10 protein-coding genes are annotated in these 10,529 nt (G+C 65.0%); 5 read left to right on the plus strand and 5 right to left on the minus strand.

The window, feature by feature from the left end:
- Positions 1-77 precede the first annotated feature (77 nt).
- From VEI45_RS08480 to purD, 4 genes are read left to right on the plus strand one after another with little or no spacing between them, the layout of a single operon-like run.
- A complete protein-coding gene (locus tag VEI45_RS08480; RefSeq protein WP_324852096.1) occupies positions 78-830 on the plus strand; it encodes an SDR family oxidoreductase in 753 nt (250 codons plus the stop codon).
- Positions 827-1,684 (plus strand): NAD(P)-dependent oxidoreductase, encoded by an 858-nt coding sequence (locus tag VEI45_RS08485; RefSeq protein WP_324852098.1) that lies wholly within the window; start codon positions 827-829, stop codon positions 1,682-1,684. The genes VEI45_RS08480 and VEI45_RS08485 overlap by 4 nt, the downstream gene beginning before the upstream one ends.
- Positions 1,684-2,121 (plus strand): carboxymuconolactone decarboxylase family protein, encoded by a 438-nt coding sequence (locus VEI45_RS08490; RefSeq protein WP_324852100.1) that lies wholly within the window; start codon positions 1,684-1,686, stop codon positions 2,119-2,121. Before VEI45_RS08485 ends, VEI45_RS08490 begins: the two co-directional genes overlap by 1 nt.
- 18 nt (positions 2,122-2,139) lie before the next feature.
- Positions 2,140-3,408, plus strand: a complete 1,269-nt coding sequence (purD, locus tag VEI45_RS08495; RefSeq protein ID WP_324852102.1) for a phosphoribosylamine--glycine ligase — start codon at positions 2,140-2,142, stop codon at positions 3,406-3,408.
- Here purD and VEI45_RS08500 read toward each other — a convergent pair.
- The 5 genes from VEI45_RS08500 to VEI45_RS08520 form a co-directional block, all read right to left on the minus strand.
- The gene (locus VEI45_RS08500) at positions 3,405-4,613 is read right to left on the minus strand and encodes an FAD-dependent oxidoreductase (protein WP_324852104.1); all 1,209 of its coding nucleotides are present in this window, start codon (positions 4,611-4,613) and stop codon (positions 3,405-3,407) included. The two genes, purD and VEI45_RS08500, sit on opposite strands and share 4 nt — an antisense overlap.
- A 43-nt stretch (positions 4,614-4,656) precedes the next feature.
- A complete protein-coding gene (locus tag VEI45_RS08505; protein WP_324852106.1) occupies positions 4,657-5,979 on the minus strand; it encodes an alpha/beta hydrolase family protein in 1,323 nt (440 codons plus the stop codon).
- The gene (locus tag VEI45_RS08510) at positions 5,969-6,691 is read right to left on the minus strand and encodes a TetR/AcrR family transcriptional regulator (RefSeq protein WP_324852108.1); all 723 of its coding nucleotides are present in this window, start codon (positions 6,689-6,691) and stop codon (positions 5,969-5,971) included. Before VEI45_RS08510 ends, VEI45_RS08505 begins: the two co-directional genes overlap by 11 nt.
- Before the next feature lie 94 nt (positions 6,692-6,785).
- Positions 6,786-8,366 (minus strand): gamma-glutamyltransferase family protein, encoded by a 1,581-nt coding sequence (locus VEI45_RS08515; RefSeq protein WP_324852110.1) that lies wholly within the window; start codon positions 8,364-8,366, stop codon positions 6,786-6,788.
- A gap of 3 nt (positions 8,367-8,369) precedes the next feature.
- On the minus strand, positions 8,370-9,908 hold the full coding sequence (locus VEI45_RS08520; RefSeq protein ID WP_324852112.1) for a FadD7 family fatty acid--CoA ligase: 1,539 nt from the start codon (positions 9,906-9,908) through the stop codon (positions 8,370-8,372).
- 130 nt (positions 9,909-10,038) lie between these two features.
- Here VEI45_RS08520 and VEI45_RS08525 point away from each other — a divergent pair.
- Positions 10,039-10,529 (plus strand): thiamine pyrophosphate-binding protein (locus VEI45_RS08525; protein ID WP_324852114.1); only part of this gene is annotated, 491 nt, incomplete at its 3' end.

A 10,529-nucleotide genomic window follows, 5' to 3' on the forward strand; every position in this document is an offset into this window, starting at 1 on the left:
CCACGAGCGGCCGGTTATGGCACAGGATTCCGCAATTAGCATGCAATAACTGGCCACTCGGCGGGGAGAGGAAGACAATGGGGCGATTCGAGGACAAAGTTGCCATCGTGACCGGCTCGGGTGGCGGCATCGGTCAGGCATATGCCGAGGCGCTGGCCCGGGAGGGCGCGGCGGTTGTGGTGGCCGATATCAATGCCGAGGCGGCCGCGGGGGTGGCCAAGCAGATCGCTGCCGACGGCGGCACGGCCATCAGCATCCCGGTCGACGTTTCGGACCCGGCGTCGGCCAAGACGATGGCCGACCGCACGCTGGCCGAGTTCGGCGCCATCGACTACCTGGTGAACAACGCCGCGATCTTCGGCGGCATGGAGCTGGACTTCCTGCTCACCGTCGACCCCGAGTACTACAAGAAGTTCATCAGCGTGAACCTCGACGGCGCACTGTGGTGCACCCGCGCGGTGTACAAGAAGATGGCCAAGCGCGGCGGTGGGGCGATCGTCAACCAGTCGTCCACCGCTGCGTGGCTGTATTCGAATTTCTACGGACTGGCCAAGGTGGGTATTAACGGCTTGACCCAACAGCTCTCCCGCGAACTGGGCGGGCAGAAGATCCGAATCAACGCGATCGCACCCGGGCCCATCGATACCGAGGCCAACCGGACCACCACGCCCAAGGATATCGTCGACGACATCGTCAAGGGTCTTCCGCTGTCCAGGATGGGAACCCCGGAAGATCTGGTCGGCATGTGCATATTCCTGTTGTCCGATGAGGCATCCTGGATCACCGGACAGATCTTCAATGTCGACGGCGGACAGGTAATCCGGTCATGACCGATCAGTTGAAACTCGGCTACATCGGGCTGGGGAACATGGGCACACCGATGGCCAAGAAGATGGTCGAATGGCCAGGCGGGCTAACGGTTTACGACATCCGGACCGAGGCGATGACGCCGTTGGCCGAACGAGGTGCCATCCTGGCCGACAGCGTCGCCGAAGTCGCCGTCGCCGACATCATCAGTGTCACCGTGCTCAACGACGAGCAAGTGCGCAAGGTTCTTGGAGAGCTGGCGCCACACGTCAAGCCGGGCACCATCATTGCGATTCACTCCACGATCAGTGACACCACCGCCGAAGAGCTCGCGCGCGAACTGGAGCCACGCGACATTCACGTGGTCGACGCGCCGGTTAGTGGCGGTACGCGAGCCGCGCGTTTCGGTCAATTGGCGACCATGGTGGGAGCCAGCGACGAAGTCTTTGCCCGCGTCAAAGAGCCGTTCTCGCATTGGGCGGAGTTGGTGGTCCACGCCGGCCCACCCGGTGCGGGCACCCGGATGAAGCTGGCCCGCAACATGCTCACCTTCACTACATGGGCGGCCGTGGGTGAGGCGTGGAAGCTGGCCGAAGCCGCCGGGCTGAATCTGCAGGATCTCGGCGACGTGGTCCGGCACACAGACAAGCTGACCGGCGGCGCTGGCTCGATCATGTACCGCGACGACACGAAAGACCTTGAACCGGGCCACTTCCTCTACGAGGGCTTCATGCACACCCGGGGCTTGGGCGAGAAGGATCTCAGCCTGGCGCTCGCGCTGGGTGAGTCCGTTTCGGTTGACCTGCCGCTGGCTAAGCTGGCACTTGAGCGACTGGCGCCCGGTCTTGGGGTACCGCACACAGAGGAAGAGACGTAATGGACGAGCTGCGCCGCAAGGGCCTCGAGAAGATGAACGAGGTCTACGGCTGGGAGATGCCCAACATCGAGGGCGATGCGTACTTCGACCTGACCGTCGACCACCTGTTCGGCACGATCTGGACGCGACCTGGATTGTCGATGCGCGACAAGCGCATCATGACGCTGACCGCGGTGACCGCGGTCGGGAACCGCGACCTGGCCGAGATCCAAATCAACGCCGCGTTGCTCAACGGGGAACTCACCGAGACCGAACTGAAGGAGATGGCCGTCTTCCTGACCCACTATCTCGGGTTCCCGCTGGGCTCGGCGCTCAACGGTGCGGTCGACGCCGTTGTGGCAAAGCGCAAGAAGGCCGCGGCAAAGGGTGCCGGAGAGGACAAGAAGGCCAACGTGGATGCCGCGTTGAAGATGCACTCGGGGGGGTCCGGGACCTAGCCGCTAAAGTGACGTTTCGTGCGCGTCCTGGTGATCGGTTCCGGTGCCCGCGAACATGCCTTGCTGTTGGCCCTGCGCGACGATCCCCAAGTCGAAGCGCTGGCTATCGCCCCAGGTAACGCCGGAACCGCCCGGCTGGCCGAGCAGCATGACGTCGACATCACGTCGGGCGATGACGTCGTTGCGTTGGCCCGCCGGGTCCGGGCCGACCTGGTGGTTATCGGCCCCGAGCTCCCGCTGGTGCTGGGGGTGGCCGACGCCGTGCGTGAGGGCGGTATCGCCTGCTTCGGGCCCAGCAAGGCTGCGGCGCAGATCGAAGGTTCCAAAGCCTTCGCCAAGGACGTGATGGCGGCGGCCGGTGTCCGTACGGCATCGAGCGAGATCGTCGACCAGCCAGGGCGTTTGGACGCGGCGCTGGACCGATTCGGACCGGCTGCCGGCGACCCTGCCTGGGTGGTGAAGGATGACCGGCTGGCCGCCGGCAAGGGTGTGGTGGTCACGCAGAGCCGAGACGTCGCGCGCGCCCACGCCGCGAGCCTGCTCGAGTCCGGGCACCCGGTGTTGTTGGAGTCCTTTCTCGATGGTCCCGAAGTCTCGCTGTTCTGCCTCGTCGACGGCCCGACCGTCATGCCACTGCTGGCCGCCCAGGACTTCAAGCGGGTCGGCGACGGCGACACCGGCCCCAACACCGGCGGCATGGGAGCCTATGCGCCGGTACCGTGGCTACCCTCGGACGTCTATCAGGCGATGGTCAGCGATATCGCGGAACCCGTTGCGGCCGAACTGGTCCGGCGCGGTAGCCCGTTCACCGGCCTGCTGTACGCGGGTCTGGCGGTCACCTCCGGCGGGCCTGCGGTGGTCGAATTCAATTGTCGGTTTGGCGATCCAGAAACACAGTCCGTGCTCGCATTGCTCGATTCACCGCTGGGCCAGTTGCTGTATGCGACAGCCACCGGCGGACTGGCCAATTTCGGCGAGCTGCGTTGGCGCGACGGTGCGGCAGTGACGGTGGTGCTGGCGGCGGAGAACTATCCGGGCCGGCCCCGGGTCGGTGACGTGATTGTGGGCTCGGACGCAGGCGGGGTCTTGCATGCCGGAACGGCCCGCCGCGACGACGGTGCGATCGTGTCGTCAGGCGGCCGAGTGCTCTCGGTGGTGGGTACCGGGGCGGATCTGTCCGAGGCCCGTTCTGTCGCCTATGCAGCGATCAAGTCAATCCGGTTGCCCGGCGGCCACTTTCGCACCGACATCGGGTTGGCTGCTGCAGAGGACAAGATTCGCGTCTAGTCAGCGGCAGCCTCGGTACGGATGTGTTCACGGCGCAGACCCAGCCCCACTGTTCGCCCCAGTAACCTCTTGACCGGCCCGAAGCGACTCAGCAGCCGCAATGTCCACAACGGTGGCTGGGTATTCCTCAATCGCGCGAGATTCGCCGTCTGCGCGCGCTGCAGCGTCTGGGCCACTTTCGTCGGGGTCTGTCGGCGTTTCTGCACCGCGCGCAGGTCGCTTTCATTCAACCGCCCCTCCTGCAGCGGCCCGGTTAGTGCGTTGGCGGCGGCCACCGCGTCGGCGATGGCGTAGTTGACGCCGATCCCGCCGACCGGGGACATCGCGTGCGCGGCGTCGCCGATACACAACAAGCCCGGTAGCCACCACTTTCGCATCCGGTTGGCGCGCACCGACAGCAGTTTGACTTGATCCCAGTCGGTCAGTGAGTCGAGGCTGGTGGCCAAAAACGGCGCGGCCGAAGCGATCTTCGATCGAAATATCGGTAGCCCATCCGCCTGCACCCGTTCGAAGCCGCCCTTGTCGATGATGGCTCCGCATTGCCAGTAGTCGCCACGGTCAATCGCGATGATGATCTGGCCGCCACCGATATATCCGAGAGTCTCGGGCGCGGAATCGCCACGCGGAAGCCGAAACCACAGCACGTCGATCGGCATCGGGAACTCCGTGACCGGCAGGCCCGACTGTTCCCGGATGACCGACCATCGTCCGTCGCACGCGACCGTCACATCGGCGCGAATCTCAAGATGGCCGCTCGGGTTTCGCGCGGTGACGCCGACGACTCGATCGTCGTCCCACAGTAGGCCGGTTGCTTCGGTGTTCATCTCGAGGCGGAAGCAGGGGTATCTCGTGGCCTTAGCTGCCAGGAAGTTCAGAAAGTCCCATTGCGGCGCCAGCACAACGTATTTGCAGGCGGTGGGCAGACGGCGAAAGTCGATGAGATCGAACGTCTCGCCGTTGACTCCGATGCCCAGTTGGTCCATCGCCTGGTGCGGGACATCGCGGAGAAACTCGTCGAGTAGTCCGAGCTCGCGCAGTAACTCCGTGGTCGATGGATGGACCGTGTCCCCGCGGAAGTCGCGGAGAAAGTCGCCGTGCTTCTCCAGCAAGATGGTCTGCACACCCGACCGCGCGAGCAGATAGCCGTGCATCATCCCGGCCGGTCCGCCACCGACCACAAGACACGTGGTCTTCCACTTCTCCATCCGAGCTCCTTGTCGTATTCCGAAACGGGTCAGGGCCCGGGTCCTAGATGAGCCGGGCGACGTCGAGTAATTGTCTGGCTTTGTATTCCCCCTGTACGCCTGCGTATTTGGCAAATTGGTGGACGAACAGGTCGGCGGCGGCGGACTCGGCCGACGCCGGTGCGGGGCCGTGGTCGAGGATGTGATTCAGCCAATCGAAGATGGCGGCTTGGGCGTAACTCAAGCCACCCATTTGGCAGTGGCTTGATGCCCCCTCGGCGCGGGTAAACAGGCGGACATAGCGGTCGCATTTGAGCGCGAGCATGAAATCGAGAATGTCGATGATGATGTCGGCCGACGGTGCCGCAGCATCGTGAATGTCGTCCTCGCTAAACAAAAACAGCATCGGGTTGTGATAGCGGTCGGTGAGACCCTTGATGGTGTAAGGCTGGTAGACCTGCACCCATTCGTGGGCGTTTCGGATGCCGAGTGTCCATTCGGAGTGCTGAAAGCCCCAGCGGGCCGGGGTGTTGAACTTCATCAATGTCTTGAACGCCACATCCATGAAGGCGTTGCTCTTGAGCAGTCCCTTCATCCCAGCTCGTGCGGCCGCGCCACAGTCGACGACCAGGGAGTTGGGGATGCAGGCGTGGATGCGTTGGTCGAGCGCGCCTCGGGTAGCCAGATAGCCGCCCATCGAGTACCCGATGATGGCCAGCTTGCTTGGGTCGACGTCGGCGCGGCCGAGCAGGTAGTCCACCACGGCCCCAACGGGCTTTTCGTAGTCGGGACGAAATACCAAGCCCGGGTTGGTTTTCAGCGCACCCCATTGTCCAGGGCCCTCGAACATCAGGCAGTTCCAGCCATGGGCCGGTGCCGCGGCGCCGATCCAGCAATACAGCTCCTCCAAGGTGGAGTCAAAGCCGCCCAATGCGATCAGGGTGGGACGCTGGCCCTCGCCGCTAGAGACGAAGTAGGCCGGTAACTGCGCACCCTCAAAGTAGATGTCCAGGCGCTCCACCACAGCGTCGTTGCGCTCAATCATCCGGTGAAAGCAGTCCTTGCTGTGCCGCCATAGCTGGGTGTGTCGCAGGTCGGTGTGATGCGTGTAGAACACCGCCATCCGGTAATAGTTGGCCGCGCGCAGGAACGCGTCGCGGGCGCTCACCCGGTTGCCGAGGAGGTCTTCGCGCTCGGCGAACTCGGCGACCCGGTCAGCGGTGGCAGCCCATAGGGTGGTCCAGCTGTTGAAGTCGTTGTTCTTGACCCGGCTCATCGTGTCCATGCACTCGCCGTATTCCGCCGCACCGGCCGCCTGCAGTGATAATCCGCGGACGAATTCGAAGTTGAACCCGCCGACGGTCTTGTCGGTGAAATCAACTTTCATCGCGACCTTTCACCGTCGCCGTTTCCGCGCGTCGCAACGCCGCGATCCAGCTGTTCACCGCGCGAGCGTCAGCGCGATACAACGTGCCGGCCGGCACACCCAGATACCGTTCGATCGCTTCGATGTGCGCACCGTGGGTGGCTACCACCTCTTCGACGTTGGCTGCGCCAGTGAGGAGCTGTTGAGCCATCGCGTCCTGAAGTGCTTGCACGACTGCGACGATGATCGCGCCGGCCTGTTCTGGATAAGCCGTCGCGAACTGATGCTCGTCGACACCCTGCCGCACGATCACGCTCAGCAGCGGTGCCAATCGTTTCGCTGTCGCGCGATCCACCAGTAGTCGGAAGCCAAGGTTGTCGGGTGCGTACCAGACCGGAAGCATCGCCACCATGAGGTTCTGCCGCTCGGACTTCCAGCGGATGATCTCGCCGAAGAACAGTTGCAGCTTCTCCGTGGCCCCCAACTCTGAATCATCGGCGATTCGGGAAAGGGCGCGCTCGGAATCGTCCACCAGCCGTTGAGTGAGGGCTTCGACCACCGCCGGCTTGGAGTCGAAGTAGTGGTAGAACGCGCCCTTGGAGATGTCCAGGTCCTCGAGGATGTCTTGAACCGTCAGGCGCTCATAGCCGTTGGACAGAATCAGCCGCTGCGCGGCGTCAAGAATCGCATCGCGTCGCGCAGCCTGCTCGACAACGTTGACGGTCCGGGCCATCCGGCCTCCCCATTAGTAAACCGACGGTCGGTTTATTTAATGATTCTGACTGGTCTCCCGGCCCGGGTCAAGACTGCAGAAGGCGCCGGCCGGTCTAGAAACCCGCAGCCTGGCCGTCGCGGCGAGGGTCGCTCACCGCGAGATATCCGTCGTCCAGCCGCCAGATCGCCTGACAGCTGCCGAACTGGTTGTAGTCGTTCGTGGTGACCAAATGATGGCCGCGCCGCTCGAGTTCGTCGAGCGTTGACGGCGGAAAACCTGTCTCGCAGCAGACTTGCATGCCCTGCACCCAGCGGAAGCGCGGGCCGTCGCAGGCCGCCTGCGGGTTCTGGCCGTGGTCGACGATGCGCGTCACCAGCTGCACGTGACCCTGGGGCTGCATCGGGCCGCCCATCACCCCGAAGCTCATCACCGGTGTGCCGTCTTTACTCAGAAAACCGGGGATGATGGTGTGGTAAGGGCGTTTGCTCGGCCCCACCCGGTTCGGATGACCAGGCGCCACAGCGAAATCCGCGCCACGGTTTTGCAAGGAGATCCCGGTCCCGGGTACCACCACGCCGGAGCCGAATCCCATGTAGTTCGACTGGATCATTGACACCATCACTCCCGAGGCGTCGGCGGCGGTGAGATACACAGTGCCGCCGTTCGGTGTCCCAGCGGACGCCTGTTTCGCCCGGTTGCGATCGATCAGCATCGCGCGCATCCGCAGGTATTCCTTGTCCAGCAGCCGCTCCGGGCGCACCGCCATGTGCTCGATGTCGGCGACATAGGCCTGGGCGTCGCCGAAAGCCAGCTTCACCGCCTCGATTTGGAGATGCACGCTGTCGGCGGAATCCACTGGGAAAGAAGCCATATCGAGCTGCTCGAGGATGCCCAAGGCGATCAACGCGACGATGCCTTGGCCGTTCGGCGGTATCTCGTGGACGGTGTAGCCGCGGTAGCCGCCGTTGATCGTCCCCACCCAGTCGGCGCGATGGGCGGCGAGGTCGCTGGCCCGCATGATGCCGCCGTTGGCCGTTGCGTGGGCTTCCAGCTTCGTCGCCAGTTCGCCGCGATAGAACGCCTCGCCGTTGGTTGCCGCGATGGTCTCCAGCGTGGCCGCGTGTTCGGAAAGAATGACCGGTTCGCCGGGCTTCGGCGCGCGACCGCCGGGCATGAACGCATCGGCGAACCCGGGCTGGGACTTGAACAGCGGGACCATCGCGGACCATTGCTCCGCGATCGTCGGGGAGACCAGGAAGCCGTTGCGCCCGTATGAGATCGCGGGCGCGAAGAGTCGCTCGAAGGGAAGCTTGCCGAACTTGGCGTGCAGTTCGACCCACGCCGACACCGCGCCCGGCACGGTTACCGAATTCCAGCCAAGCGCGGGAACACCGTTGCCGCCGAAATACTCTGGCGTCCACGCCGCGGGCGAACGCCCCGACGCGTTCAGCCCGTGCAGTTCTCGGCCATCGTGGACGATGGCGAAGGCGTCCGAGCCGATGCCGTTGGAAACCGGTTCCACCACCGTGAGCGCGATCGCGGTGGCGATGGCGGCGTCGGCCGCGCTGCCGCCGTCGGCGAGCATCCGAAGACCCGCCTGGGCGGCAAGCGGTTGTGTGGTGCACACGACGTTGCTTGCCAGGACGGGCTTTCGCGGCCAGGCGTAAGGCAGGTCCCAATCGAATGGCTGCACCGGTCAATCACCTTTCCCGAACTGTTCGGCCACCGCTCGGCGATCAACCGAACCTTTCGCGGTGTGCGGAAGCACGTCGGTCAGCGCGATGCTGGCGGGCACCTCGAAGGCGGCGAGCCGCGCACGGCAGAACTCGGTAAGTTCGGCGGCGGTCGGCGGGGCGGACGGATCGGGCACTACCGCCGCGGCGACGGTCTCCCCGTAAAGCTGATCGGCAACGCCGAACACGGCCGCCTCCACGACATTCGGGTGACTGGCCAGCACGCCCTCAACCCGCTCCGGCGATATATTCTCCCCGCCGCGGATGATGAGCTCCTTGATGCGGCCACGCAGCGTCAACTCGCCGTCCGCCGACAGCGACCCGAGGTCCCCGGTGCGCAACCATCCGTCCGTGAATGTCTGCTCGGTGGCGCTCGGATTGGCCAGGTATCCGCGCACCACGGTGGGGCCGCGGACCCAGATTTCCCCGACGGCATCCGGTGGGCAGGGTCGACTGTCGTCGCCGACGATCTGCACTTGCACTCCCGTCGACCGGCCGACCAGGCCGGCCGTCACCGTCTCGTCCTCGCTGGTGCTTGCCATCTGGTGGGTGGCCTCGGTCATGCCGTAGGCGGACAGCACCGATGCCCCGAACGTCGTCTGCAGCGCTTCGGCAGTTTCCGGGTTTAGCGCCGCGCTGCAACTACGAACGAAGCGCAGCCGGGCACGTTCCGGGCCAGCGTCAGTTTCCTTGCGGCTCAGCAGTATTTGGTGAATCGTCGGCACCGCGGTGAACCAGGTTGCGCGCGCCGCCCGGAGGTCGTCGTCGAACGTGTGCGCGGAAAACCTCCCGCCAGCGGGAATCAGCGCAGTGCCCCCCGACGCCAGAGTCGACAGCAGCGCGGCTATCAGCCCGTGCCCGTGGAACAGCGGCATGACCGCGACGGTCGCGTCATCGGGGCCGAGCCCGTAGCTGGCGACGACGTTGCCGACCGAGGTCGCGACGTTGTGGTGGGTCCAGGGGACCATCTTCGGGGCACCGGTGGTGCCGCCGGTGAACATGATCAGCGCGTCGTCCGGCCGCAATCCGTCCGGTCCGGCGCTTGCCGGGGATGGCGTCACCGCGGTGTCGAGATGCGCGGTGATGGCGGCTCCGCTGACCGTGACCGAGATCGGCCAGTGTGGCAGAACCCCGCTTTCGCCGGGCGTGTCACCGTCGACCAAGACGACGCGTCCGCCGGCGGCCATGATCCGGGCACCCTGGTCGGCGACCGGCAATGCCGGATCCAGTGGAACCACAACCAGCTCCGCACGCGAAGCTGCCAATAATCCGAGAACGAACTCGGCGCTACTTTGCGCCCGCAGGCCCGCCCGGTCGCCGGCCAACAGGCCACCTTGGCTGAGCTGTCCGGCCAGATCGTCGACCAGTCGCACCAGGTCGCGGTAAGTGATCGGGATGCGATCGGCGGTGACGACCAGCGCGTGCGCCTCCGGATGGCGACGTGCCGTCGCGGCGACCAGGTCGGCGATACGGGGGCTCGAACCGCTGTCGTGGGTCTTCATCCTCCACACGATGCCCCCGATGCCGCGCGGCCGTCCAATACCCGTCCGCTACTGCTCGACAGACGCTGTGTATCGCTGCATAGCAGCTCGGTCTTGGACGGCCGGGGAAAATCGGATAACAGTGAAGGCCATGAGCACCGAATCGGCACCTGAGCTGACCGACGGCTTCCATCTGTTCGTCGACGCCCTCAAGCTCAACGGAATCGACACCATCTACGGGCTTGTCGGCATCCCGATCACCGACCTCGCCCGTCTCGCGCAGAAATCCGGCATCCAGTTCATCGGTTTCCGGCATGAGACCTCCGCCGGCAACGCCGCCGCTGCCGCGGGGTTCCTCACCCGCCGGCCCGGTGTCTGCTTGACGGTTTCGGCGCCCGGTTTTCTCAACGGCCTGGTTGCGCTGGCCAACGCCACGACGAACTGTTTCCCGATGATTCAGATCTCGGGATCCAGCGAGCGGCACCTGGTGGACATGCAACGCGGCGACTACGAGGAACTCGATCAGCTCGCCGCGGCCCGACCGTTCGCGAAGGCGGCCTACCGGATCGGTCGAGTGGAGGACATCGGCCTGGGTGTCGCCCGTGCCATCCGCACCGCGATCTGCGGCAGGCCCGGCGGCGT

The sequence above is a fragment of the Mycobacterium sp. genome, assembly GCF_035623875.1.
Classification (GTDB): Bacteria; Actinomycetota; Actinomycetes; order Mycobacteriales; family Mycobacteriaceae; genus Mycobacterium.

Bases quoted from the DNA above. Each gene is read 5' to 3' on its own strand.
- VEI45_RS08480 (WP_324852096.1), top strand. From the start codon at position 78: ATGGGGCGATTCGAGGACAAAGTTGCCATCGTGACCGGCTCGGGTGGC.
- VEI45_RS08485 (WP_324852098.1), top strand. From the start codon at position 827: ATGACCGATCAGTTGAAACTCGGCTACATCGGGCTGGGGAACATGGGC.
- VEI45_RS08490 (WP_324852100.1), top strand. From the start codon at position 1,684: ATGGACGAGCTGCGCCGCAAGGGCCTCGAGAAGATGAACGAGGTCTAC.
- VEI45_RS08500 (WP_324852104.1), bottom strand. From the start codon at position 4,613: ATGGAGAAGTGGAAGACCACGTGTCTTGTGGTCGGTGGCGGACCGGCC.
- VEI45_RS08505 (WP_324852106.1), bottom strand. From the start codon at position 5,979: ATGAAAGTTGATTTCACCGACAAGACCGTCGGCGGGTTCAACTTCGAA.
- VEI45_RS08510 (WP_324852108.1), bottom strand. From the start codon at position 6,691: ATGGCCCGGACCGTCAACGTTGTCGAGCAGGCTGCGCGACGCGATGCG.
- VEI45_RS08520 (WP_324852112.1), bottom strand. From the start codon at position 9,908: ATGAAGACCCACGACAGCGGTTCGAGCCCCCGTATCGCCGACCTGGTC.